The following is a 26,446-nucleotide window of genomic DNA, read 5'->3' on the forward strand; positions in this document are numbered from 1 at the left end:
TTATTCACTCTCTTTTTTTGTCACTTTTTTCGCTGCCGTTTTTTTAGGCGCGGCTTTTTTGGCCGGTGCCTTTTTTGCGGTCGCTTTTTTAGGTTTCTCTTTGCCGTCTGCGTCATCTGCTTTTTTCGTAGACTTTTTCGCAGGAGCTTTTTTAGTCGTTGCTTTTTTCGGGGCGGCCTTTTTGACTGCCTTTTTCTTTGTGCGTTTAGCGGGGGCTTTTGCGAGCAACTCTTGGCACTCTTCTAACGTTAAAGCGGCAGGATTTTCGCAATCTTTTGGAATGCGGGCATTTTTCTCACCATCTGTCACATAAGGTCCCCAGCGGCCATTTAAGATTTGAATGTCATGCGCTTCAAAGGCTTTGATGAATTTTGCCGCTTCTGCTGCTTTATGTGCTGCCACAAGTTCTAATGCGCGGGGCAATTCAATGGTGTAAGGATCATCTTCTTTTAACGAGACAAACTTTTGACCATATTGAATGTAGGGGCCAAAGCGACCAATGTTAGCACGCACCGCTTCGCCTTCTTCTGTCGTGCCAAGGCTTCTTGGCAAGGTGAAAAGGGCAAGGGCTTCCTCTAATGTGATGGTGTTGATGCGCTGCTCTTTACGAAGCGAGGCAAACTTTGGTTTCTCTTCATCATCTTTATCGCCAATTTGGGCAAAGGGACCAAAGCGCCCGATGCGCACAGAGACAGGTTTACCAGATTTAGGATCAATGCCAAGTTCGCGGGCTTGAGCCACATCCGCGCGTGATACAGATTCATCTTTGGTGACACATAATTCATGAAACGGCGTCCAGAACTCTTTCATCACAGGAATCCATGCCAATTGTCCATTGGCGATCTCATCCAGTTCGCCTTCCATTTTGGCCGTGAAGTCATAATCCACATATTGTGTGAAATGCTCTGTTAAAAAGCGCGAGACAATGCGCCCAACATCCGTTGGGAAAAAACGGCGCTGATCCACGGTGACATATTCACGATTTTGCAATGTGGAAATGATGGCAGAATAGGTGGATGGGCGGCCAATGTCATGCTCTTCTAATGCTTTAACGAGTGAGGCTTCAGAGAAGCGTGGTGGCGGCTCAGTAAAATGTTGGGTGGCGATCACTTCATCAATGTGAACGGCATCGCCCACACTTAACGCAGGCAATAATTTCTCATCATCTTCCTCTTTTTTATCATCAAAGCTTTCAGTGTAAACGATGATGAAGCCGGGAAATAAGATGGTGGAACCATTGGCGCGAAATGTGTGTAATTTTGCTTGCCCTAGATCCACAGCCACCGTGTCTAAAATGGCAGAGGACATTTGGGAAGCCACCGTGCGCTTCCAGATCAATTCATATAAACGGAATTGATCTGAGGTTAAGTATTGCTTCATGTCATCAGGATGACGGAATGCAGAGGTTGGGCGAATGGCTTCATGCGCCTCTTGTGCATTTTTGGATTTGGTTTTATAAACGCGCGGCGTTTCAGGTAGATAATCATCGCCATAGCGTTTTTTAACGAGGGCTGCGATCTCTTCGACGGCTTCTTTGGCAAGGGAAACGGAGTCTGTACGCATATACGTGATCAAACCGATGGTTTCTGTGCCAATGTTGATCCCTTCATACAATGATTGGGCGGTGCGCATCGTGCGTGTTGTGGCAAAGCCAAGCTTACGCGCCGCTTCCTGTTGCATGGTTGATGTGGTAAAAGGCGCGGTGGGATTTCTGCGGCGCTGCTTCTTCTCGATGTTATAAACAGGCAACATTTGACCAAAAGTCTGGATCAAGGTGTTTTTTGCTGCCATTGCGGTTGGTTCATCGGTGAAGGAAAATTGCTCCACTTTTTGTCCATCAAATTCAGTTAAGCGACCTTTAAAAGCCACATCATTGTGCTTTAATTGTGACTCAATGGTCCAATACTCTTCAGGTTTAAAGGCTTCGATGGCATCTTCGCGCTCACAAATCATGCGAAGGGCAGGCGTTTGTACGCGCCCTGCAGACAATCCCGGGCTGATTTTTTTCCAAAGGAGCGGCGATAAATTAAAGCCCACTAAATAGTCAAGGGCGCGGCGGGCTTGCTGCGCATTGACCATGTCCATCGAGATGTCTCGCGGATGGGTGATGGCTTCTTCAATCGCGGATTTGGTGATTTCATGAAACACCACGCGCGCCACCGATTTATCTTTGAGGAGATTTTTCTCATCTAAATACTCTTTAATGTGCCAAGAGATGGCTTCACCTTCGCGATCCGGATCCGTCGCTAACAATAACGCATCAGCATCTTTTAAGGCTTTGACAATTTCATTGATGTGCTTTTGATTGCGCTCGACAATTTCATACTTCATGGCGAAATCATGATCGGGATCAACCGCACCAGTTTTAGGCACCAAATCACGGATGTGCCCAAAAGAGGCAAGCACTTTATAGTCTTTGCCTAAGTATTTATTGATCGTTTTGGCCTTTGCGGGGGATTCCACAATAACAAGAGTTTTACTCATGAATGTTAAAATTTCCTACAGTTGTCTGAATATGTTAAAAGGTTAAAGCTTAGTAGTTATTTAGAATTTTGTCATAAAGCTTTACGAAGTTTTACTAAAAATGTGGAGATAATACACTTTCATGTACTTAATGAAAACTAAATAATAAGCTACAATGTTGGCTCTAATCTTTCAAGTCATAGGATAAAAGATCATATGCGTCGTCGCGAAGAGAAACAAAAGAGATCATTTGGATGGTTGTACATCGTCATCATCGTTGTCTTCATTGGTTGGGTGATGATGGATGATTATGGTGCTGGTTTATTTGAAAATGAATCCATTGAGATCCCGATGCCATGATGAATAAACCGGGAGCAACTGGGCTCACGCGCATTCGTCATGCGTGCGGTTACTCCGTTAAGGGTTTACGGGCAGCTTTTTTAAGTGAAGCGGCCTTTCGACAAGAAGTATATGCATTGCCCATTGTGCTCGGTTTGGCGATTTGGCTTGCAAACACAGGCATTGAGTTTGCGCTCCTCTTTGGGAGTTTTGGCTTAATTTTAGTGGCAGAGCTTGTCAATTCTGCCCTTGAAGCTGTGGTGGATCGCATTGGTCCTGAGCATCATCCGCTCTCTGGACAGGCGAAGGATATAGGATCAGCCATTGTGATGGTGGCCATGATCTTGATGGCTGTGACATGGGTTGCAGTATTGGTATTTCGCTAATTGAATCAGAAATAGAAGGTAAAAGTGTTAGTACTTGGAATTGAAAGTTCGTGCGATGAAACGGGCGTTGCGCTGTATGACAGCGAAAACGGTTTGGTGGCACATCAAATTTATTCACAAATTGCGTTGCATGCGCTCTATGGTGGCGTGGTGCCAGAATTGGCATCGCGTGATCACATCCGTAAGTTGCCTTTATTGGTGAATGCTGCCCTTGAAGAGGCTGGCAAAGATTATAAAGACATCGATGGCATTGCCTTTACAGAAGGCCCGGGGCTCATTGGTGCATTGATGGTGGGCGCGTTGTATGCCCAAGGTTTAGGATATGCGTTGAATAAGCCGCTCGTGGGTGTCAATCACATGGAAGCTCATTTGCAAGCGGTGCATTTAGAAGAGGATAAGCCGGAGTATCCATTTTTAACGCTATTGGTATCGGGCGGTCATTCGCAATTGGTTTTAGTGGAGGCATTCGGCGAGTATCAAATTTTGGGTGATACGTTAGATGATGCCGTGGGTGAAGCATTTGATAAAACAGCAAAACTCATGGATTTACCGTATCCTGGTGGCGCTAAATTGGCTAAATTGGCAGAAGCGGGGGATGAAAAAGCGTACGCATTCCCACGCCCAATGTTAGACAGCGGCGATTTGCGTTTCAGTTTCAGTGGTTTAAAAACCAAAGTGGCGATGACCATTAAAGATGCCACAGAAGCTGATTACCCAAACATTGCCGCAAGCTTTCAGCGTGCGGTCATTGATACATTGACGGCAAAAGCGAAAAAAGCTGTGTTGCAAACCGGCGTTAAATCCATTGTGATTGCCGGCGGCGTGGCTGCGAATCAATTGTTGCGTCAAGAGTTGGCGCGCGTAATGGATCCGCTGGGCGTGCGTGTTTTTTATCCGCGTCCACTCTTTTGTACGGATAATGGTGCCATGGTGGCATACGTTGGCCATGAGCGCTTGGTGCGCAATCAAGGCGCCGTCAATTATGAGGTCAAACTCAAAGCCCGTTGGCCACTCTCTGATTTATCGCAAAAGGTGGAGCAACACGATGCCTAGCATGAATTGGCAACATCTACTCACGAAAGATCGTTTAGGCGTTGCCCGTTCACAGGAAGCCGCGCAGTGGTATCGCTCGGCGTTTCAAAAAGATTATGACCGCTTGATTTTCTCCGCGGCGTTTCGTCGCTTGCAGGATAAGACACAAGTTTTTCCGCTGGCGCAAACCGATTATGTGCGCACGCGTTTAACCCACAGTTTAGAGGTGAGCAGCGTTGCGCGCAGTATTGGTACATTAGTGGGGCAGCATTTGGCGGACAATGATCGCTTAGGTGATCTGTCGGCAAGCGATGTGGGCACCATATTATCTGCGGCAGCACTTGCCCATGACATCGGCAATCCGCCGTTTGGGCATGCGGGAGAAGATGGGATTGGGCAGTTCTTTGCAGATTCAGAGATTGGCATGCGCGCCTTAGCAGAGATGACGAAAGCCGAGCAAAATGATCTCCTCTATTTTGAGGGCAATGCGCAAGCCTTTCGCCTACTGACAAAATTACAAAATGTGGACAATGATGGCGGCATGCAGCTCTCATTGGCGACGTTGGCAAGCTTCATTAAGTATCCGTGTGGCAGCTTAGAGCGCAAAACTATTGATCACATTGCACTCAAAAAATTCAATTACTTTCAAGCGGAAAAGGATCTGTTCAGCAGTATCATGTCCCGTTTAGAGATGCTGCCACTCTTATATAATAAGAGTGGGGAAGCGATTGCGTGGGCGCGCCATCCGTTGGTCTATTTATTAGAAGCGGCGGATGATCTGTGTTATTCGCTTGTGGACATTGAAGATGCGTATCGTTTATCCCTCATGAGCAGCGAGGAAGTGATCGGTTTTTATGAATCGATCATTGCGCCATATGGCGGTTTTCCAAATAAGGTTAAACGCATCACGCGCGATAAAGATAAAATCGAATACCTTCGTGCTTTTGCCATGGGATTGCTGATTGATGAAGTGGTCAAAGCCTTCATTGAGCATGAAACAGAGATGCTCAATGGACAATTGACGGTGGATTTATTGAGCCTCATTCCATCGGCAAATGTATTGGCAAACATTAAGACCTATGCGTATGATCATATTTATGTCTCCCAACCTGTCTTAGAAGTGGGCATCGCCGGCCATGAAATCATAGAAGGTTTATTAAAAGCTTTTGTCGGCGCAGTCAATCAAGAATATTATGCGCGTTCCACTTCAAAATCTCGTATGTTGATGAGTTTCTTGCCCGATCAGTTTTTAGGGGCAAATCGCAAGCTCGATGCGGATCCATATTTACGGATTTTAAAAATCACCGATTTCATTTCAGGAATGACTGATCGTTATGCAGTCCACGTTTATCAAATGATTACAGGGGTGCATTTAACTACCTAAAAAAAAATAATTCAGGTAGAATAGGGCGGTCTACAGCAGTAGTCTATTGATTTTTGTCAATGTTATTAACGCTGTATGACGTAAAATATGGCGCATTGCTATATCTTTGCAGTGTGTATAGTTAGTTAATACGTGACTTTTTATTTTATTTTCGGGGGAAGTATGGGAGAAACCGTAGATATTAGGGATACCCAATACAACTATGGTGTGATTCGTAAATTTGCGATCATGACATTAGTCTGGGGGGCAATCGGCATGCTCGCGGGCGTTTGGGCCGCTTTAGAGTTGGCTTGGCCTGTGTTGAACTTTGACCAAGCATGGTTGAGTTTTGGTCGTTTGCGTCCTGTGCATACCAACATGGTGATTTTTGGTATGGGTGGTTCCGCTTTGATTGGTACCTCTTTCTATGTTGTACAACGTACATGTCAGGTGCGTTTAGCATACGGTAAACTTGCAGAATTCGTATTCTGGGGTTGGACTGTCGGCGTATTTTTAATCATGATCAGCTACCCATTAGGCTTTACACAAGGTAAAGAGTATGCTGAATTCGAATGGCCAATTGACTGGGCTGTTGCTATTGTTTGGGTGTGTTATTTCTGGGTATTCTTCAATACTTTATTGCGCCGTAAACAAGAGCACATCTATGTTGCGAACTGGTTCTACTTAGCGTTCATTTTAGCCACTGCTTTATTGCACATCTTCAATAACATCGCCATTCCAGTATTTGATGGTTTCACCATTAAATCATATAACGTATTCGCCGGTGTTCAAGATGCTATGGTTCAATGGTGGTATGGTCATAACGCGGTTGGTTTCTTCTTAACAGTTGCGTTCTTAGGTATGATGTACTACTTCGTACCAAAAGAAGTGAACCGTCCAGTTTACTCTTATCGTTTATCCATCATCCACTTCTGGGCATTGTCATTCCTTTATATGTGGGCGGGTGCGCACCATTTACACTGGACGTCATTACCTGACTGGGTGTCTTCATTGGCAGCAACATTCTCCATCATCTTATTGTTACCTTCTTGGGGCGGTATGATCAACGGTATCATGACATTGTCTGGTGCTTGGGATCAGGTTCGTACAAACCCAATCGTACGTTTCTTCATCGTTGCATTATCTTTCTACGGTATGAGTACGTTTGAAGGTCCATTGATGAGCTTGAAGTCTGTGAATGCATTGTCTCACTACACTGACTGGACTGTGGGTCACGTTCACTCAGGTGCGTTAGGTTGGGTTGCAATGATCACGTTTGGTTCTTTATACCACATGATTCCACGCGTATTTGGTGGCAGATTGTACAGCGAAAAATTGGTGTTTGCGCACTTCTGGTTAGCAACCATCGGTATCGTATTGTACGTGGCAGCTTTATGGGTTGCAGGTATCGGCCAAGGTATGATGTTACGTGGTTTCGATCCTAACTACGGTACATTGACATACAAATTTATCGAAACTGTTCAATTCATGCATGTACCTTACATCTTGCGTGCATTAGGTGGTTCTATGTTCTTATTAGGTGCTGTCATCATGATCTATAACTTCTATATGACAATCAAACAAGGCACTAGAGCGCAAGCAGATAAACACGCAGCGATTCCTGCGGCTGTTGCTCATGCTTAATAGAGGGAGAGATAAATTATGATTAGACATGAACAAATTGAAAAGAACTCCGGTTTATTGTTGGTGTTGACACTCGTCATCATCAGCATCGGTGGTTTGATTGAAATTGTGCCTTTGTTCTTCATCAATGACACCATTGAAGTTGTGAAAAAAGAAGTGACAGAGCGCACGGTCGATCCAAATACAGGTAAGCGCGTACGTGTGAAGCGTGAAGTGGATGCCATTCGTCCATACACGCCGCTTGAAATGTTAGGTCGCAATATCTATGTGAGAGAAGGTTGTTATACGTGTCACTCACAACAGATCCGTCCAATGCAAGATGAATACTTGCGTTACGGTTACTACTCATTAGCAGCTGAATCTCAGTTTGACCATCCATTCCAATGGGGTTCTAAACGTACAGGTCCAGACTTAGCGCGTGTCGGTGGTAAATTCAGTAACCGTTGGCATGTAGAACACTTGACAGATCCAAGAAGCGTTGAGCCAAAATCCATCATGCCAAGCTATCCTTGGTTGAGCAAAAACAAACTTTACTATAAAGATGTTGAAGCTCACATGAAAGCCTTACGCATCACAGGTGTGCCTTACTCTAAAACAGAGGAAGAGTACAATGCGAACGTAGAGCGTTTTGGTGAAAGCGTTGCGAAACTTCTTGTGATTGAGAATGCAACTGCAAACTTGGAAGACCAAGCGAAAACAGGCATGTTCGACACATCTAGTGACTATATCTCAGAAATGGATGCCTTGGTCGCATATTTACAAGTATTAGGTACGATGTATCAGTTTAAAGATGATGATGGTATCGAATACAGTAAATTCCGTTAATTATTAAGCGTTGGAGACATAAATAAATGATTGAGTTTTTTTCATGGTTCACGGATATGAGCAACAGTAAAACCGTTGCGGCGGTGATCTTTTTCACCGTATTTGTTGGAATAATTATTTATGTCTTCACTAATAAAGACCGCAAGGCTCGCTATGATGGCTATCGTATGATTCCTCTATTAGATGATGAGGATTTAGGCCAAGTCAATTCAGCCCGTGCTGAGGAGAAAAGGGCGCAAACTGATGCGTCTCATAGCGGACAAAATCATGTAAGTAATGATCATAAAGCTTGATGATTACTTTATTTTGAGGATTGATTTATGAGTGAAAATATCAATAAAAAACAAGAAGTAGAAACCACGGGGCACGTATGGGATGAGAACCTTCAAGAGTTCAACAACCCATTGCCAAGATGGTGGTTATTAGCCTTTTATGGCACAGTCATTTTTGCCTTGATTTACTGGGTGTTATATCCTACTTGGCCGTTACCAAACAGCTGGACAAAAGGGATTAAAACTGTAGAAGTTAAGGTTGATGGTAAAGAAGAGAAGTTACATTGGAACACCCGTACATTGTTAGCAGAACAATTACAATCTTCAACTGAAGCTAAAAACCGTGCAGATTACTACGGTAAATTGGCAGCGCTTGGTAAAATTGATGACATCGAAGCGACTGAGAATGAAGGTTTAAAAGAGTTCGCATTGCAAACAGGTGCGGTATTGTTCGGTGATAACTGTGCAACCTGTCACGGTGCGGGCGGTGAAGGTAAATTTGGTATTTATCCAAACTTAACGGACGATGCGTGGTTGTGGGGCGGTCATTACTCTCAAATCGAGCAAACCATCACTTTAGGTCGTACAGGTAACATGACGCCAGCTAAATTGACAGGTTTATCTGAAGATGAAATCAATGATGTTGCAAAATACGCATTGACATTGTCAGGTAACTACACTGCAGATGAAGCCACTGAGCGCGGTAAAGCAATCTTTGAAGGTAAAGGTACTTGCTTTACGTGTCACGGTGCAGATGGTAAAGGTTTGCCAACCATGGGTTCTGCAAACTTAACCGATCAAATCTGGGAATTGGTGCCTGTATTTGAAGCAAAAAATGATGAAGAAAAAGTGGCCATGATGGCGCACCGCATCACCATTGGTGTGACACCACAAGATGATCGCGTGATGCCAACTTGGAAAGAACGTTTAACGAAAGAACAAATCAGAGCGCTTGCGATCTATGTTCATGAATTAGGCGGCGGTCAATAACTTTTTTGGCGTGTCAAAAAAAATTGATTAATGTAAAGGACTCTTCGAAATGTTGAGTCCTTTATTTTTATTCACCCCGAAAGAGTAGTACAATGGCGGGTGGGAGTATAGAGAGTAATTCGTTAGATTTGTAAGAGGGAGGGCGTTGTGTCAGATCAACAACCAGATTCGCTTTATCAAAAGCGCATTCCAATATTTACACGAGATGTTAAGGGGACTTTTCGCCGTTTTAAATCCGCGGTTTTATACTTCGGTTTAGCGGTGTTTTATTTATTACCATGGTTGCCTTGGCCACGTGCTGCGGGCGTACCAAATCAAGCCGTTTTGTTTGACATTGCCCAAAGACGATTTTATGTTTTAGGGTTAGATGTGGACATTCAAAACATCATGTGGCTTGCCGGCGTACTGATGATTTTTGCATTCTTGCTATTTTTCATCACCAACATTGCAGGGCGCGTGTTCTGTGGTTATTTCTGTTTCCAAACCATTTGGACAGACTTTTTCATGAAGATCGAAACTTGGATTCAAGGCGGTCGTAACAAGCGCAGCAAGTTGTATGAAATGCCTTGGAACGGTGAAAAACTGATCAAAGTGGGCGGAACGTGGCTGGTGTGGTTGTTAGTTGCCATTTGGACAGGTTTTACCTTCACCGCTTACTGGGTGCCATCTTCAGAGTTACTGAAGGAAGTGATCACAGGGGATGCGCCATTTGCCGCATATGGTGCCATTTTATTCATCACCACCACAACCTTTGTGATGGCTGGCTTTGCCCGTGAACAAGTGTGTTCTTACATGTGCCCGTATGCCCGTTTCCAAGGCGTAATGTTTGATAAAGACACATTGGTGGTGGCCTATGATGAAAAACGTGGTGAAGGAGCGAAAGGCCGCGCGAAACCCACAAAAGAGCTGCGTGATTTAGAAACACGTCATGAAGCCGGTCACGGGGATTGCGTAGATTGTGATCTATGTGTGCAAGTGTGTCCTGTAGGGATTGATATTCGTGAAGGTTTAAACTATAAGTGTATCACGTGTGGCTTGTGTATTGATGCATGTAATACCATGATGACCAAAACAGGCTATCCAACGGGATTGATTCGCTATGACTCACTCAATGGTTTAGAAGGCAAGAAAACGCACTTCTTTAAACCCCGTAACATCGGTTATGGTTTGGTGATTTTAGTGGTCATTGGTGTATTGATTTGGAGCATGGTTACGAGTGCACAGATGTCTTTCTTGCTTGAAAAAACAAGAACACCTGCCTACACCGTGATGAGTAACGGCTTGATTCAAAACCGTTATATGTTAAAACTCAACAACCTCACCATGACACCAAAAATGGTGGAAGTGAAGTTAGTGGACACTAAAGATTTAGATTTAGTGGTCTCTGAGAACAACGAAACCATCGCAGCGGGCGACCGTAAAAACTGGCGTGTATTGGTGCATCAAACCGTAAAAGGCGCGCCAAGCCAGCCGATTGATGTGGAAATTTTGGTCAAAGATGATCAGGGTAAGGTGATTGAAACTCATCATCTGAACTCTAAATTTGTGACCAAGTAAACCGGCAACAACCGTGAAAAATAGAGCGCAAGCTCTATTTTTCATGTGAGATAACTTTGAAGGAGAATAGTAGAAATGAATGACGTTTTAACCGTAATGATGACCGGGATCGTCAGTGTTTTAGTGGTGACGTTACTGTTGCATCATGTGTTGCGTTTTACACGGTTACAAGCTTCTGTGATCTCAGGGTTATTGAGCATTGCCGTATTGGTGCCTTACTTAATTATGAATTGGACGGGTGGCGATGTGGCTGCCCTCTATTTCTCATGTAACATTTTAACGAGTTATGCTTACTATTTAGTGGGCAAAAAAACGAATGCTCTAAAAGGCAAAGATGGTAAGCGCACCCATTGGGTGCCGATTACTGTGTTTGGCTTTTTTGTGGTGCTCACCATTTTAGATGGTGCATTTGTCTTTATGGCAGAATCAGGTTTACGCGTGCAATATGTGGATCAAGATGGCGGCGTGAAAAGCGTCAATACGCGCTTCCCCGGTGAAGTCCCGAATGCTTATCATAAAAAAGAGGCATATTTTAATGCCCATAAAGCTAAAATGCGTGAACAAGCCGAACGTGGCTGGAAAGTGCGCTATCAATTTGAACACAATCCACCGCGCATGAATGAAGAGAACATCATGAGCTTTTTAGTGGTGGATCGTGAAGGCGTACCGATTGAGCATGCCGAAGTGTCCATCAATTTAAAACGCTTAGCAGAGCAAGAGCTCAACCGCATTGTGCCATTTACTGAAGTGGGTCAGGGCATCTATGAAGCGCCAATGATGTTTGAACGCTTAGGGCGTTGGGACTTTGAAGTGCACATTAAAAAAGGCGACGAAGTCTATCAAGATGTGAACGATAACCTCATTGAAGTGATTCCACCTGCTAAAAAGACGACTTAATCTATGTCCACACAATGTTTCCACTGTACGCAGCCGATTCATGGTGATGCCCCTTTTTATGTCACCATCAAGGATCAACCGCAGCCGATGTGTTGCTCAGGCTGTAAAGCCGTTTGTGAGATGATCCGTGATTCAGGATTATTGCATTACTATGAATTTCGTACAGAGGCTGCATTGCGCCCAGATTCCATTGGCGATTTGGTGCCAAAGGAGCTGCGTGATGAGCTCAGTTTTTATGATCATCCTGAGATTGCCAAGCAATTTGTCTCCTCGCAAACAGAAGGGGATGAAAATCTTTCGCGCTTGAGCCTCATCATTGACAACATTGTGTGTGCAGCATGTGTGTGGCTCATTGAGCATCAGATTAAGCAATTGCCAGGCGTGCGTAAGTTTGACATTAACTATTCAACGCACCGCGCATATTTAGAATTCAATCCCGATCAAGTGCAGCTCTCAAAGGTTTTGTTGGCCATTTATAATTTAGGCTATGAAGCAACGCCGTATGATGAGCAAACGCAACAGAAAAAACTTAAAGCAGAACGCCAAACCCTCTTTTTAGAGTTTGGTGTTGCCGCCATTTTCTCCATGCAAGTGATGATGTTCTCTTTTGGCCTTTACTTTGGTCATTATGATGGCATCAGTGATGGTTCGCGCCTCATTTTGCGTTGGGCAAGTTTCATTATGGCAATTCCATGCGTGACGTATTCAAGCTGGACATTTTATAAATCTGCCTATTATGATTTGAAAAATAAGCGGCTGACCATGAATGTGAACATCTCGCTGGCCATCATTTTAGGGACGCTGGCAAGCATTTGGAACACAATATTTAACGTCGGCGAAATCTATTTTGAATCGGTCACCATGTTTGGCTTTTTATTGTTAGGCGCGCGCTTAATTGAGATGAATGCTCGTCACAAAGCCTTAATGATGACGGATCACGTGTTAAAATTAAAGCCGCACATTGCAGAGCGCATGCTCAGTAATGGACAAAGTGAACTGATTGCCGTCAATCAAATCAACATTGGCGATGTATTGCGTGTTAAACCCGGCGAATCAATCCCGACCGATGGCATTTTATTGCAAGAAACTGCATGGGTGGATGAGTCATTATTAACGGGTGAAAGCTTGCCTGTCGAAAAGCAGCGCCATGATGAAGTGATTGGCGGAGCGATCAATCAAGAGCAATCCCTTTTAATGAAGGTGACAAAAGTGGGTGGCGATACCGTTTTCTCACAAATGACCTTGATGATCGAACGCGCAATGAGCGAGAAGCCAAAGTTTGTCAAACTCGCTGACCTTGTCTCGACATGGTTTGTGCTCATTTTGATTGCTGCTTGTATTGGTACATATGTGGCGTGGCTCTTTGTGGATGATGCACGCGCCTTTGAAGTGATGCTCTCTGTTTTGGTGGTTTCTTGCCCGTGTGCTTTAGCGCTTGCCACGCCTTCTGCCATCAGCACAGGCAATCAAGTGATGATTGAAAAGGGATTGATTGGCACGCGCTCCGGCACGATTGAAGCTTTGTCCCAAGTGACGGACATTGTGTTTGATAAAACAGGCACCCTCACAGAAGGCAATTTGACGTTGGTGAAAACGCAGTTATTGACCGATCGCTTTTCAGAAGATCAACTGATGCTGATTGCCCGTTCATTAGAGGCCAGTTCGAATCACCCGATCGCTTCTGCCTTTAAAAAAGGGCATCGTGATGATGTGCTTTTGACTGTGACAGATGTGGATAACATCGTGGGCAAAGGTTTAGAAGGTTACATTGATGGCGTCAATTATCGCATTGGGCGCGTCGATTGGTTCAATGCCAGCCGTGATTATGATTTAGATGATGGCATTTGGATTGCACTTGGCAGCAATGAAGAGCTTTTAGCGCTCTATTGTTTAAAAGATGAATTAAAATCTGACAGCATCGCTGTGATTGAATCCTTAAAAGCAGCCGGTTATACGTTGCACATTTTAAGTGGCGACCGTACAGAAACAGTGCAGCACATGAATCAGCGTTTAGGGATTGATCATGCCCTTGGGGATCAAACGCCAGAGGATAAATTGGCGTATGTGACAGCATTGCAGCAATCTGGAAAAATTGTGGCGATGCTTGGCGATGGGATCAATGATGCGCCTGTTTTAGCCCAAGCGGATGTTTCGATTGCCATTGGTCAAGGGGCACTTTTAACCCAAGCCACGGCAGATATGATCTTGATGCACTCCACAGAATTGACGCCGCTCCTTGATGGCATAAAAGTTGCAAAACGCACTCATAAAATAATTATTCAAAATCTCGCGTGGGCTTTACTATATAATATTCTGCTATTACCTGCCGCGATGATGGGCTTTATTCTGCCTTGGATGGCAGCACTTGGGATGAGCTTAAGTTCACTGCTCGTCATCGGCAACACATTAAGAATCAGAGAAGGAGACAAAGAGTGAAAATTCTGTACTTTCTTCTGCCGCTATCATTCTTGTTATTGGTGGCCGTAGCGATTGGATTTATTTGGGCGGTGCGCTCTAAACAGTTTGATGATTTAGAAGGCCCTGCCCATCGCATTTTATTTGATGAAGATGATGATTATTATCGAATAGGTGTGGACAAAGAAGAGAAGACTTTAGAAGAGAAGGATGAAAAGAAATGAGTCAATTGAAAGCCTCTGATATCAAGAGAATTGCGACGTTGGCACAGATTGCCGTCAGTGACGATGAATTGCCGATGTTAGAAGAGAAGTTACAAAATACATTAGCGATCCTCAATCAGTTGCAAAGTGTGGATACCACGAATATCGAACCGATGAGTGACCCATTTGATCGTACACAACCTTTTAGAGACGATGTGGTGACGGAAACGAATCACCGTGATGAGTATCAAGTGGTGGCGCCAGCCGTTGAAAAAGGCTTGTATCTCGTTCCGAAAGTGATCGAATAACCCATTTATCCATCGAAAGAATTTAGGCATTATGAAAAACTATAGCATTAAAGCATTACGCGAAGCGCTAGATACTAAAGAGGTGTCAAGCGTTGAGGTGTTAGAGCACTTCAAAACAGAGATTGAAACCCATGATCAAAAGATCAACAGCTTCATCACTAAAACGTATGATCATGCCTTAGCCCAAGCGCAAAAGGCCGATGAAGCGATCGCTAAAGGTGAGCAAAAGATGCTGACGGGCATTCCGATTGCCCATAAAGATCTCTTTTGCACCAAAGGCATTAAAACAACGGCAGCCTCTAAAATGTTGGAGAACTTTGTGTCCCCATATGATGCCACTGTGGTTGAAAAGTTAGATCAAGCGGGCGTCATGGTGCTTGGTAAAGTGAACATGGATGAATTTGCCATGGGCGGCAGTAACCGCACCAGTCACTTTGGCACTGTGCATAATCCATGGAATCGTGATCATGTGGCAGGCGGCTCTTCAGGCGGTTCAGCTGCGGCAGTGAGTGCAGGGTTTGCTTTAGCGGCAACGGCGTCAGATACCGGCGGCTCAACCCGTCAGCCAGCGAGCTTTTGTAACTTAACAGGCATTAAAGCCACCTATGGCCGCATTTCGCGCTGGGGCATGATTCCCTTTGCGTGTTCATTTGACCAAGCGGGCGTGATTGCAAAAACAGCAGAAGATTGTGCCTATATGTTTGAAGCGATGGCGGGGCACGATGCGAAAGATTCCACCTCCCATCATGTGGCTGTGCCAAAATATTCAGATCTACTCAATCAATCCATTGAAGGTTTACGCATCGGGATTCCTAAAGAGTTTTTATCTAAAGATTTAGACCCTAAAATTGCCGCCGTGATTGAAAATGCATTAAAACAGTATGAAGCGATGGGCGCAACGTTAGTTGAAGTCACATTGCCAAATACCGATGTGGTGGTGCCTGTGTATTATACGATTGCGCCGGCAGAAGCCTCGAGTAACTTAGCGTGTTTTGATGGTGTGCGTTATGGCCACCGTTGTGAAAATCCACAAGATCTACAAGATTTATACATGCGTAGTCGCGCCGAAGGTTTTGGCGAAGAGGTGAAAAAACGCATCTTTATGGGAACATATGCCTTAAGTGCCAGTGCGTATGATGCTTATTATGTCAAAGCACAAAAAGTGCGCCGTCTTGTGGCAAATGATTACAACTCTGTGTTGAGTCAAGTGGATGTGATCATGGGGCCAACCTCACCTGATCTACCTTTTAGACAAGACAGCAAAGGCGGCACCAATGAGTATTTGAGTGACATCTTTACGGTGGGCGCAAACTTAGCCGGTTTACCTGCCATGTCGATTCCTGCAGGATTTGTTGAGGGATTGCCTGTGGGTTTACAGATCATTGGCCGTGCATTTGACGAAGGAAAAATCTTAAATGTGGCACATGCTTATCAAAAAGAGACGGATTGGCACACTAAATTGCCAACTTTGGATTAATTGAGCCACGCAGAATAAAGGAATTGACCATGACTTGGGAAGTTGTCATTGGATTAGAAGTACATACACAGCTTACAACGCAAACGAAGTTGTTTTCCGGTTCAAGCATTCAATATGGTGCTGAGCCTAATACGCAAGNAAGCCTCTATGATTTAGCGATGCCGGGCACATTGCCTGTGTTTAACCGCGCCGTGTTGGACAAAGCCATTTTATTGGGCTTAGCGATCAATGCACAGATTGCACCGAAAACAGTGTTTGAGCGTAAAAACTATTTTTACCCTGACTTACCGACGGGCTATCAAATCAGCCAATTGGCGTTGCCGATTGTACAAAATGGTCACTTGATGGTGACGGCGGATGATGGCAGCGAGAAAAAAATTCGCATCAACCGCGCGCATATGGAGTGTGATGCCGGTAAATCCTTGCATGATGAAGTGTACGGCATGACGGGCATTGACTTAAACCGTGCCGGCACGCCTTTACTTGAGATCGTGACGGAGCCTGACATCAACTCTGCAAAAGAGGCGATTCAGTATCTGCGTCAATTGCATCAATTGGTGACTTGGCTTGGCATTTGCGATGGCAACATGCAAGAAGGCTCTTTCCGTTGTGATGCCAACGTTTCTGTTCATAAACCGGGCACGCCTTTTGGTACGCGCGCAGAGATCAAAAACATCAACTCTTTCCGTTTCATTGAAGATGCCATCAATCATGAAGTGGCACGCCAAATTGAGATCATCGAAGCGGGCGGTGAAGTGGTGCAAGAGACGCGTTTGTATGATCCGGATAAAAATGAAACGCGCTCCATGCGTACGAAAGAAGAGGCGAACGATTATCGCTATTTCCCTGATCCGAACTTGTTGCCGATTGTGGTCACCGAAGAGATGATCGAAAAAGTGCGCGAAACATTGCCGGAATTGCCAGAAATGTTACAAGCACGCTTGATCAGTGATTATGGTTTATCTGAATATGATGCATCTGTTTTGACGCAATCGCGCGCGATGTGTGATTACTTTGGTCAAATGGTGGCCAATGGCACGGATCCAAAAATGACGGCGAACTGGTTATTAGGTGAAGTGTCGGCAACCTTGAATCAACAAGGTGTGAGCATTGATGCCTTTGTGATTTCCGCCGATCGTTTAGCTGGATTATTGACGCGCATTGCCGATAAAACCATCTCTAACTCAATTGCGAAAAAAGTGTTTGAGTTGATGCTGCAATCATCAAAAACCGCCGATGAAGTCATTGAAACTGAAGGCTTAAAACAAGTGACTGATACAGGCGCAATCGAAGGCTGGGTCAATGAAGTGATCGAGAAAAACCCGAAACAAGTGGCGCAATACAAGGGTGGACAAACCAAACTCCTTGGCTTCTTTGTGGGGCAGGTGATGAAGCTCAGTAAGGGCAAGGCCGATCCTGCCGCGATCAATGCATTGATGGCAGAAAAATTACAGTAAACAATCAAACCTAGTCATTGACTAGGTTTTTTTATAGAGGATTTCGTACAAAGGGTAAAGGGCACTCTCTTCAAGTTCAATGCGCCGTTCAACGTAGCGCAGCATCAATGCGAATTCTTTACAAAACTGTGAACCATTGATGGCATCATGTGGCATGTTGCAATATTGATGAATGAAATTTCTGAGGTTACCGCTCAATTGATTGAGGTCACGGCGAATGTATTGCACCATCTCAATTTCTTGGCTGTCATCCTCTAAAGCATCTTCAAGTGATTGAAACAAAATATGATTTTCTTTATCCACATGTCGATTTAAAAGATGCGAGAGGGACTGCATGGCCGCTTGAGTTTTTTCCCATTCTTGCTCAGAGGCTAAGTGTTCGATGATAAAACAGGTTTTGAGGATCTCTTTGTGCTCTTTAGTCAAATTTTCGATCAGATCTGGGTTATAATCATCAAAAATGGGAAGATGTTTTGTCGATGTTTGATCTGCTGAAAAAGCACGATCAGTGAGCATCGCAGGTGAAAGCTTCTCATGCGGAATGGTTTTGGTGATGAATTGTTTGAACATGGCTATTTTAGGATCATTTTAAATATCAAGCGGGCAATTGAATCATTAAACGTATATTGTAAAGACAAATGTATTGTAAAGTAAATAAATATTAACGTGTAACTATTTTTTTAAGGTGCGTCATCATATAACGGAGGATAGAAATGACCAATCGCAACACCATTTTTTATACTAAGACAGACGAATCGCCACTTTTGGCCACATACTCATTTTTACCAATTGTTCAAGCCATCGTAAAACACGCAGATGTTGATGTGCAATTGACGGACATCTCTTTAGCCGGTCGCATCATTGCATTGTTCCCAGAGCGTTTGACAGAAGAGCAACGCATTGATGATGCATTGGCGATGCTTGGTGATTTAACCAAATCCCCTGAAGCCAACATTGTGAAATTGCCGAACATCTCAGCATCCATTCCACAATTAAAGCGTGCGATCAAAGAGCTTCAAGCTAAAGGCTACAATGTGCCTGATTATCCTGAAGCCCCTGCCAATGATGAAGAAGCGGCGATTAAAAAAGCGTATGCAAAAGTTTTAGGTTCAGCCGTGAATCCTGTATTGCGTGAAGGTAACTCAGATCGCCGTGCGCCAGAAGCTGTGAAGGCATATGCACGCAAAAACCCACATTCCATGGGTCAATGGGTGAAAGATTCTAAAACAGATGTAGTGAGCATGACAGAAGGCGACTTCTATGGCTCAGAAAAAGCTGTGACGATTGATGCCGCAACTGAATACAGCATCGTATTTGAAAATACTGCGGGTGAAACCAAAGTGCTTAAAGATTTTTCACCGCTTCAAGCGGGTGAAATCATCGATTCATCTGTGATGAATGTGAACAAACTCAAAGCTTTTGCGAAAGATGCCATTGCGCGTGCGAAAGCAGAAGGTGTATTGTTGTCTGCCCACTTAAAAGCCACGATGATGAAAGTGTCTGATCCCATCATTTTTGGTGCATTGATCGAAGTGTATTTTGAAGAATTATTTGCAAAATATGCCGAAGAATTCAAAGCGCTTGGCATCACAGCACGCAACGGTTTAGGTGATTTGACACAAAAAATCGCAGGTCACGCCAAAGAAGCTCAAATCAAAGCGGACATCCAAGCGATCATTGATGCATCGGCTGATTTAGCGATGGTGAACTCTGATCTTGGCATCACAAACTTCCATGTGCCATCCGATGTGATCGTCGATGCTTCCATGCCAGCGATGATCCGTTCAGGCGGTAAAATGTGGGATAAAAATGGTCAGCAAGCTGATACCATTGCGATGATTCCTGATCGTTGCTATGCATCCATTTACAAAGTGACGGTGGATGATTGTAAAGAGAACGGTGCATTAGATCCAACCACAATGGGCACTGTGCCAAACGTGGGCTTGATGGCGCAAAAAGCACAAGAATATGGTTCGCACGATAAAACATTTGAAATGGCTGACAATGGCACTGTGAAAGTGATCAATCAAGCGGGCGATGTTTTGATGAGCCAATCGGTTGAAGCCGGTGATATTTTCCGCATGTGCCAAGTGAAAGATGCACCGATCCAAGATTGGGTGAAATTAGCCGTGACGCGTGCGCGTTTATCTGGCATGCCTGCAATCTTCTGGTTGGATGAAAATCGTGCCCATGATCGTGAACTCATCAAAAAAGTGGAAACATATTTGAAAGATCACGATACTAACGGTTTAGACATCACGATTTTATCCCCTGAAAAAGCCACGAAAAGAACGTTGGAATTGATCCGTGCGGGTAAAGATGTGATCTCTGTGACGGGTAACGTATTGCGCGACTATTTAACAGATTTATTCCCAATTTTAGAGTTGGGCACATCTGCGAAGATGTTATCGATCGTACCTTTAATGCAAGGCGGCGGTTTATTTGAAACAGGCGCGGGCGGTTCTGCCCCTAAATTGGTGGAAGATTATTTGGCCAAAGGTCACTTACGTTGGGATTCACTCGGTGAATTCATGGCGTTGGCAGAATCTTTGCATCATTTAGCGCGCACGAATGACAATCAACGTGCTGCTGTGATCGCAAAAGCCTTAGAAGCTGCAAATGCTGAATACTTAGTGGAAAATAAATCCCCACAATCACGCCCTGGTCAATTAGACACGCGTGGCTCTCATTTCTACTTGACTTTATATTGGGCTAAAGCATTGGCGAACCAAGATGAAGATCCTGAATTGAAAGCAGTATTCACAGAGTTCTACAACAATTTAGCTACAAATGAAGCAAAAATTGTGAAAGAATTGATCGATGCACAAACGCCAAATCAAGAGATTGAAGGTTATTACTTGCCAACAGATAAAGCATTGAATTCCTTGATGCGCCCAAGTATTACCTTAAATCAATATGTTACAAGCTTATAATTTATAAAAATTTAAGGTAGAATGTCTGCCGCCGCCACTATGCTATGAAAATGGCGTAGTGGCTTTTTATTTATTGGAGGTACATTTTGGAAGCTGCGAAAACTATAACAGAAATCCCAGTGGATATTTATAACACCTTGCTTTGTGCAAGTTTAGTGTTGTTATTGGGGAGTTTTTTAACGAAGCGTTTAGCGATCTTCAATCGTTTAACCCTTCCATCGCCTGTTGTAGGTGGTTTGTTAGCCGCACTGGCGTTGTTTGCTTTGAGAAGTTTTCAGGGCATTCAGATCAACTTTGACCAAAGTTTGAAAGATCCTTTAATGCTCATGTTCTTTGCGAGCATCGGTTTGAACGCAAACATCAAGCAATTGATGGCGGGCGGCAAAATGATCGCGATCTTCTTAATTGGCGTGGTGGGTTTATTGATCATCCAAAATGCTGTGGGTGTGGGTTTAGCAACAGCATTGGATCAAAATCCATTATTAGGCTTATTGGCAGGCTCCATCACTTTATCAGGTGGTCATGGTACGGGCGCTGCTTGGGGTGCAACCTTTGCTGAAAAATATGGCTTTACCTCCGCCACTGAAATTGCGATGGCTTGTGCAACCTTTGGTTTGGTGTTAGGTGGATTGATCGGTGGGCCAATTGCCCGTTTCCTCATTAATCGTAAACCGGATCAAGTGGAAATTGACCCAACGGCCAGTGCAGACAGCTTAACAGCATTTGATCGTCCAACGATTCGCCGTGCAATCACAGCCTCTTCCATGTTAGAAACCATCGCAATGCTGGCCATCTGTTTGAGCGTCGGGACTGCAATTGCTGGCTACTTAAAAGGCACCGCTGTCGAATTGCCAACATTTGTGTGCGTATTGTTCGTGGGTGTGATCATCAGCAACGTTGTGAACTTTGTGCCAAGCTATCAAATCTTTGAACGCGCGGTGTCCATCGCAGGTAACGTCTGTTTATCCCTCTTCTTAGCCATGGCATTGATGAGCTTGAAATTGTGGGATTTGGCAACATTAGCGGTGCCAATGTTGGTGATCCTCACTGTACAAACGGTGGTGATGGCCATGTATGCGATTTTCATCACTTACCGCTTAATGGGTCGTGACTATACTGCGGCAGTATTGTCTGCCGGTCACTGTGGCTTTGGTATGGGGGCAACGCCAACTGCGATTGCAAACATGCAAGTGGTGACAGAAAAATATGGTCCTGCACCGGTTGCCTTCATCGTGGTACCAATGGTGGGCGCATTCTTCATCGATCTTGTGAACGTGATTGTGATTCAAGGTTTCTTGAAATTGCCAATGTTCACCAGTATGTTGACGGCGGTACCAACACCATAACTGTGTCAATTCATTGACTTTGAGCCATTGAGGGGAACTTCAATGGCTTTTTTTATGGAGATTGCTATACTATGCAAACGCTAATGAGCAGAGGTTCTAGCGCAACCCTCTATAAAAAACTAAGGAGATCATTGTGAATAAAGATCGTGCGATCGTCGTCTTCAGTGGCGGTCAGGACAGTACAACCTGTCTATTTTGGGCACAAAAACAATTCAAAGAAGTCATTGCCTTGACTTTCGATTACGGACAAAGACACAGCAACGAAGTTCAGCATGCAAAAGCGATTGCAAACACGCTTGGAGTCGAATGGTTATCCATTGAGTTGGATCTGTTTCAAAAACTCACCAAAAATGCTTTAACATCGCCAGATGTTGCCATTGAAATGGCAGAAGGTGAATTGCCTTCAACATTCGTGCCTGGTCGTAATCATCTATTTTTCTCCATTGCAGCGATGGTGGCTTATCAAAAGGATGCCAAACACATTGTGGTGGGCGTCAGTGAAACTGATTTCAGTGGTTATCCGGATTGTCGGGATCAGTTTGTTAAATCACTCAATGTTACGTTAGATTTAGCCATGGAAGCGCCCTTTGAAATTCATACGCCATTAATGTGGCGCGATAAAGCAGCTGTTTGGGCTTTATCAGATGAATTAGGGGCGTTTGAATTTGTCAGAGATCATACGCTCACATGCTATGAAGGCATTCCGGCAGCGGGCTGCGGAAAATGTCCGGCCTGTGTTTTGCGTCAAAATGGATTAGAGACTTATTTGGCCGAAAAAGCAAAAGGGGAGGCATAATGCTACAGCAATTTTACCCGACCGTGACGCATGCCTTTCGTTATGAGCTCAATAAAGACATGCACTTTGCCGCTGCCCATTTCATTCCCAATGAATCTGCGGGTGTGTGTCAGCGCGTGCATGGCCACACCTATTTTGCCAATGTCACCATTGCGGGTGATCAATTGGATGAATGCGGATTTTTGGTGAATTTTCAAACCCTCAAACATTTGGTGCATGGTGAATATGATCATACGTTATTGAATGATCATGCGGATTTTAACAGCGCGCCGCCGTCTACAGAAATTGTGGCAGAGTGCATTTGGCGCCGCATTCAGGATCATTTGAATCAGTTAGACAATCAGCCGCGCTGCGTTCAGATTTTGGTGCGAGAAACGCCCACCACTTATGTGCGTTATTTGCCACGTGCGGAGGATTTTGCATGAATTTTCCCGTCTTGGAAATCTTTGGCCCAACAGTGCAGGGTGAAGGGATGGTCATTGGGCGCAAAACTTGCTTCATTCGCCTAGCGGCATGTGATTATCAATGCGTATGGTGTGATTCTAAATTCACGTGGGATGGTTCTATGAAACCGGATGTGATGACAATTCCCATGATCATTGAGGCTGTCAATCAATTGCATGAGGATCAAGTGGATCACGTCACCATCAGCGGTGGCAATCCTGCTTTGTATAAAGGGCTTGATCAATTGGTACTGGCATTGAATGATGCAGGTTATCAAACGGCGATTGAGACGCAAGGTTCCCATTGGAATGAGGGGCTTAAGTTTATTGATGAAGTGACGATTTCCCCAAAGCCACCGTCAAGTGGCATGAATACAGATTTTAAAGTGCTCGATCAGATGATTGCGGAGCTTGAAGGGCGCAATGTGTCCCTGAAAGTGGTGGTGTTTGATCGCATGGATTTACTCTATGCAGAGATGATCCATCAGCGTTATCTGCATGTCCCGATGTTTGTCCAAGCGGGCAATGATCAAACATTGGAGGCAGATGAAGCAAATACATCGCTCCATTTACTCAAGCGCTATGCGGTGCTTGTGGATGAAGTGATGCGTTCGACTGTGCTTAAAAATGTGCGCGTGCTGCCGCAAATGCATGCGCTGCTTTGGGGCAATCGCCGCGGCGTTTAGTTTGTACAGCAAATAAAAAAGGCGCATGGCGCGCCTTTTTTGTTGGAAGATTTCTTAGAGTGAATAGTACAACTCAAATTCCGCAGGATGTGGAATGCGGTTCACATATTCGTACTCTTTTGTTTTGAGCGCAATGTACGCATCAATGAAATCATCACTGAAAACATTGCCTTGTTTTAAGAAAGCACGATCTGCATCTAAGGCTTTGATGGCTTCTTCTAAGCTAAAGCACACTTGTGGGATGTCTTGCAATTGCTCTTTTGGCAAATCATACAAATCTTTATCCATCGCTTCACCTGGGTGAATTTTGTTTTGAATGCCATCTAAACCCGCCATCAATAACGCTGCAAATGCTAAGTAAGGGTTGGCAGTGGAATCCGGGAAGCGCACTTCAATGCGGCGTGCTTTCGGGTTATTGATGTATGGAATGCGGATGGAAGCAGAGCGGTTTTTTGCTGAATAAGCCAACATCACAGGTGCTTCAAAATGAGGCACTAAACGCTTATAGCTGTTCGTTGATGGGTTGGTGAAGGCATTGAGCGCATGAGCATGCTTAATCACGCCGCCAATGAAGTAAAGGGCAGTGTCTGACAATCCCGCGTAGTTTTCACCGGTAAAGAGGTTTTTACCATCTTTCATCAAAGAGATGTGGACATGCATGCCAGAGCCACTGGTATTGTGCAAAGGTTTTGGCATGAATGTGGCGGTTTTACCATATTGGTGCGCCGTATTTTTGATGGCATATTTGAGCAATTGCGTTTCATCGGCTTTGGCCACCAAGGTATTGAATTTGACACCAATTTCAGATTGGCCTGCGCTTGCCACTTCGTGATGATGTACTTCTGTTTCAATGCCTAGGGCTTCGATCATTTCGCACATTTCTGCACGCAATTCATGTAAGCGATCAATCGGGGCAATCGGAGAATAACCACCTTGGACGCCATTTCTGTGGGCAAGGTTATTTTCCATTAAATCTGAGTTCCATGAAGCTTCTTCAGCATCAACTGTGTAACCCACATTGCCCATTTCTGTGCTGTAGGACACATTGTCAAAAATGAAGAATTCGTTTTCTGGCCCTAAAAATGCATCATCCGCAATGCCTGTGGACACCAAGTAATTTTGCGCCAATTTTGCAATGGAGCGTGGATCTCTTGGGTAATGCTGCAATGTGGAAGGTTCCACGATGTCACAATGGATCATCAATGTTTTGTGATTATAAAAAGGATCAAGGCGTGCAGTTTTAGGATCTGGCATCAAAATCATGTCAGAATCTTCAACGCCTTTCCAACCCTTGAAGCTTGATCCATCGAACATTTTGCCTTCTTCAAAGAAATCTTCATTGATCTGGCGTGCCGGCACGGTTAAATGATGTTCTAACCCTTTGATATCCGTAAAGCGTAAATCAACGTATTTCACCTCTTCATCTTGAATGAAGGATAATATGGAAGAAGCAGTAAACTCAGACATGATAAGCATCCTTTTAAGAGCGCAGAAAGAATTAATTGTAATCAAATTGCGAAGGGTCCGCCAAATATTTCTTCAGCCTTTTCGCAACTTTTCAAATGGGCATCATTGCATCATCGCAAAGAGGGCTAAAAATCCATTTAAAGCACCAATGCCCACCGCAAGGCTAATGAACACATTGCCAAAGCGGATATATGATAGCAAAACTAAGACTAAGGCGAGGGCTTCTGAGAAAATTTTAAAAAGATCAGGATTTGGACTAAAGGCATCTAAACTGCTGAGGATTAAAATGGTCATCACCGCCATCGGCAAGGCAAAGTTTAATGCCACAAGCCAGCGTTGCCTTAATAATCGCTGGGGCACTAAGATTGGAAAGGCGCGCTGAATGAGGGTGATCGCGCCCATCACTAAAATGCCAATCAGTAACAATGGAATCGGTAACATTTAAGCCTCCACTTTCTGTTTTTGTTGCATGACATAATGGAGCAAAATGCCTGCAATGGTGATCACAAGCGCGATGATCAATAATGCTTTTGGAAAGAGCACATAAGCGATCAAAAAGGCAGGCAATGCAATCAACATAGGATAAAGGACTTTTTTCTGCTTCCATTGCTCGTACCACAAAATGACAAATAGGCAGGTGAGGGCAAATTCCAAATTCGGAATCCATTGCCCAAGTTTATGACCGGCAATGACGCCTAAAATGGTTCCCGTGATCCAATAACTGTGCACGCAGGTGGCAATTTTCAAAAAGAGGGATTTTTGTTTTTCCTTTGGCAAGGTTGTCATCAATGAAAATGCTTCATCGGTGAGGCAAAAGAGGCAATAGGTGCGCTTGAGTTTTGATTCAGGCAATGCATCCATTAAAGGCAGCGCATAAAAAATGTGGCGAAGGTTAATGGCAAATGTGTTGATGGCTAAATCTAACACCGATGCGCCCATGGCAACGGGCTGAATTGCGGCATATTGAGCCGCACCTGAAAAGACAGTGATGCTGATGAAAATTGAGATCCATGCGGGAATGTCCGCGGCGCTTGATAATACGCCAAAAGCCATGGCCGCAGGAATGTAACCCATTGCAACAGGCGTTGAGACTTTCAGTGCCTCTTTCCATGTGGAGCGTTCCATAATATCCTCGTTTATCAGTGGT

Annotated in this window: 25 protein-coding genes and 1 riboswitch; of the genes, 20 read left to right on the forward strand and 5 right to left on the reverse strand. The window is 44.3% G+C overall.

The genetic code is table 11. From position 1 onward, the window contains the following. Window positions 1-2,484, reverse strand: coding sequence for a DNA topoisomerase I (locus B143_RS0105925; protein ID WP_018122573.1), 2,484 nt, complete (start codon window positions 2,482-2,484; stop codon window positions 1-3). Window positions 2,485-2,679: 195 nt separating this feature from the next. Between B143_RS0105925 and B143_RS09975 the strand changes: the two genes are divergently transcribed. The 15 genes from B143_RS09975 (at window position 2,680) to gatB (ending at window position 17,628) form a co-directional block, all read left to right on the forward strand. After that, on the forward strand, window positions 2,680-2,823 hold the full coding sequence (locus B143_RS09975; RefSeq protein ID WP_008315786.1) for a hypothetical protein: 144 nt from the start codon (window positions 2,680-2,682) through the stop codon (window positions 2,821-2,823). After that, window positions 2,820-3,188, forward strand: a complete 369-nt coding sequence (locus B143_RS0105935) for a diacylglycerol kinase (protein ID WP_018122574.1) — start codon at window positions 2,820-2,822, stop codon at window positions 3,186-3,188. The genes B143_RS09975 and B143_RS0105935 overlap by 4 nt, the downstream gene beginning before the upstream one ends. Before the next feature lie 24 nt (window positions 3,189-3,212). After that, window positions 3,213-4,241 carry a tRNA (adenosine(37)-N6)-threonylcarbamoyltransferase complex transferase subunit TsaD gene (gene tsaD / locus B143_RS0105940; RefSeq protein ID WP_018122575.1) on the forward strand — a complete coding sequence of 343 codons (1,029 nt, stop codon included), beginning with the start codon at window positions 3,213-3,215 and terminating at the stop codon, window positions 4,239-4,241. Further along, complete coding sequence (locus B143_RS0105945) at window positions 4,234-5,604, forward strand: deoxyguanosinetriphosphate triphosphohydrolase (protein ID WP_018122576.1); 1,371 nt, start codon at window positions 4,234-4,236, stop codon at window positions 5,602-5,604. Before tsaD ends, B143_RS0105945 begins: the two co-directional genes overlap by 8 nt. Before the next feature lie 162 nt (window positions 5,605-5,766). After that, on the forward strand, window positions 5,767-7,227 hold the full coding sequence (ccoN, locus tag B143_RS0105950) for a cytochrome-c oxidase, cbb3-type subunit I (protein ID WP_018122577.1): 1,461 nt from the start codon (window positions 5,767-5,769) through the stop codon (window positions 7,225-7,227). A 21-nt stretch (window positions 7,228-7,248) separates the two neighbouring features. Next, on the forward strand, window positions 7,249-8,052 hold the full coding sequence (gene ccoO / locus B143_RS0105955) for a cytochrome-c oxidase, cbb3-type subunit II (RefSeq protein ID WP_026165734.1): 804 nt from the start codon (window positions 7,249-7,251) through the stop codon (window positions 8,050-8,052). A gap of 26 nt (window positions 8,053-8,078) precedes the next feature. Next, window positions 8,079-8,345, forward strand: coding sequence for a cbb3-type cytochrome oxidase subunit 3 (locus B143_RS0105960; RefSeq protein ID WP_008315779.1), 267 nt, complete (start codon window positions 8,079-8,081; stop codon window positions 8,343-8,345). Window positions 8,346-8,372: 27 nt separating this feature from the next. Continuing rightward, window positions 8,373-9,314, forward strand: coding sequence for a cytochrome-c oxidase, cbb3-type subunit III (gene ccoP / locus B143_RS0105965; protein ID WP_008315778.1), 942 nt, complete (start codon window positions 8,373-8,375; stop codon window positions 9,312-9,314). Between the two features lie 147 nt (window positions 9,315-9,461). Further along, a complete protein-coding gene (gene ccoG, locus B143_RS0105970; protein ID WP_018122578.1) occupies window positions 9,462-10,871 on the forward strand; it encodes a cytochrome c oxidase accessory protein CcoG in 1,410 nt (469 codons plus the stop codon). A gap of 75 nt (window positions 10,872-10,946) precedes the next feature. Next, window positions 10,947-11,768, forward strand: coding sequence for a FixH family protein (locus B143_RS0105975; RefSeq protein WP_018122579.1), 822 nt, complete (start codon window positions 10,947-10,949; stop codon window positions 11,766-11,768). 3 nt (window positions 11,769-11,771) lie between these two features. Further along, the gene (locus B143_RS0105980) at window positions 11,772-14,204 is read left to right on the forward strand and encodes a heavy metal translocating P-type ATPase (RefSeq protein WP_018122580.1); all 2,433 of its coding nucleotides are present in this window, start codon (window positions 11,772-11,774) and stop codon (window positions 14,202-14,204) included. After that, entirely contained in the window at window positions 14,201-14,407 is a 207-nt protein-coding gene (gene ccoS / locus B143_RS0105985) for a cbb3-type cytochrome oxidase assembly protein CcoS (RefSeq protein ID WP_008315774.1), read from the forward strand. The genes B143_RS0105980 and ccoS overlap by 4 nt, the downstream gene beginning before the upstream one ends. Next, window positions 14,404-14,694 (forward strand): Asp-tRNA(Asn)/Glu-tRNA(Gln) amidotransferase subunit GatC, encoded by a 291-nt coding sequence (gene gatC, locus B143_RS0105990; protein WP_008315773.1) that lies wholly within the window; start codon window positions 14,404-14,406, stop codon window positions 14,692-14,694. Before ccoS ends, gatC begins: the two co-directional genes overlap by 4 nt. A 31-nt stretch (window positions 14,695-14,725) precedes the next feature. Then, entirely contained in the window at window positions 14,726-16,171 is a 1,446-nt protein-coding gene (gene gatA / locus B143_RS0105995) for an Asp-tRNA(Asn)/Glu-tRNA(Gln) amidotransferase subunit GatA (RefSeq protein ID WP_008315771.1), read from the forward strand. Between the two features lie 14 nt (window positions 16,172-16,185). Then, window positions 16,186-17,628, forward strand: coding sequence for an Asp-tRNA(Asn)/Glu-tRNA(Gln) amidotransferase subunit GatB (gatB, locus tag B143_RS0106000; RefSeq protein WP_282705078.1), 1,443 nt, complete (start codon window positions 16,186-16,188; stop codon window positions 17,626-17,628). A gap of 21 nt (window positions 17,629-17,649) precedes the next feature. Here gatB and B143_RS0106005 read toward each other — a convergent pair whose 3' ends face one another. Beyond that, entirely contained in the window at window positions 17,650-18,198 is a 549-nt protein-coding gene (locus tag B143_RS0106005) for a hemerythrin domain-containing protein (RefSeq protein WP_018122582.1), read from the reverse strand. Between the two features lie 143 nt (window positions 18,199-18,341). Between B143_RS0106005 and B143_RS0106010 the strand changes: the two genes are divergently transcribed. The 5 genes from B143_RS0106010 to queE all read left to right on the forward strand — a co-directional run bounded on the left by B143_RS0106010 (window position 18,342) and on the right by queE (window position 23,832). Continuing rightward, on the forward strand, window positions 18,342-20,561 hold the full coding sequence (locus tag B143_RS0106010; RefSeq protein ID WP_018122583.1) for an NADP-dependent isocitrate dehydrogenase: 2,220 nt from the start codon (window positions 18,342-18,344) through the stop codon (window positions 20,559-20,561). A gap of 86 nt (window positions 20,562-20,647) precedes the next feature. Continuing rightward, window positions 20,648-21,907 carry a sodium/glutamate symporter gene (gene gltS, locus B143_RS0106015; protein ID WP_018122584.1) on the forward strand — a complete coding sequence of 420 codons (1,260 nt, stop codon included), beginning with the start codon at window positions 20,648-20,650 and terminating at the stop codon, window positions 21,905-21,907. 84 nt (window positions 21,908-21,991) lie between these two features. Further along, window positions 21,992-22,036, forward strand: a riboswitch (PreQ1 riboswitch). Window positions 22,037-22,040: 4 nt separating this feature from the next. Then, window positions 22,041-22,703 (forward strand): 7-cyano-7-deazaguanine synthase QueC, encoded by a 663-nt coding sequence (queC, locus tag B143_RS0106020; RefSeq protein ID WP_018122585.1) that lies wholly within the window; start codon window positions 22,041-22,043, stop codon window positions 22,701-22,703. Beyond that, window positions 22,703-23,128, forward strand: coding sequence for a 6-carboxytetrahydropterin synthase QueD (gene queD / locus B143_RS0106025; protein ID WP_018122586.1), 426 nt, complete (start codon window positions 22,703-22,705; stop codon window positions 23,126-23,128). The genes queC and queD overlap by 1 nt, the downstream gene beginning before the upstream one ends. Next, window positions 23,125-23,832, forward strand: a complete 708-nt coding sequence (gene queE / locus B143_RS0106030) for a 7-carboxy-7-deazaguanine synthase QueE (protein WP_018122587.1) — start codon at window positions 23,125-23,127, stop codon at window positions 23,830-23,832. Before queD ends, queE begins: the two co-directional genes overlap by 4 nt. Window positions 23,833-23,886: 54 nt before the next feature. Here queE and glnA read toward each other — a convergent pair whose 3' ends face one another. From glnA to B143_RS0106045, 3 genes are all read right to left on the reverse strand, one after another. Beyond that, entirely contained in the window at window positions 23,887-25,299 is a 1,413-nt protein-coding gene (gene glnA, locus B143_RS0106035; protein WP_018122588.1) for a type I glutamate--ammonia ligase, read from the reverse strand. A gap of 102 nt (window positions 25,300-25,401) precedes the next feature. Beyond that, entirely contained in the window at window positions 25,402-25,740 is a 339-nt protein-coding gene (locus tag B143_RS0106040; RefSeq protein ID WP_018122589.1) for an AzlD domain-containing protein, read from the reverse strand. Further along, window positions 25,741-26,424 (reverse strand): AzlC family ABC transporter permease, encoded by a 684-nt coding sequence (locus B143_RS0106045; RefSeq protein WP_018122590.1) that lies wholly within the window; start codon window positions 26,422-26,424, stop codon window positions 25,741-25,743. Window positions 26,425-26,446 lie beyond the last annotated feature (22 nt).

Origin of the sequence: Wohlfahrtiimonas chitiniclastica DSM 18708 (assembly GCF_000375345.1) — a bacterium.
Classification (GTDB): Bacteria; Pseudomonadota; Gammaproteobacteria; order Cardiobacteriales; family Wohlfahrtiimonadaceae; genus Wohlfahrtiimonas; species Wohlfahrtiimonas chitiniclastica.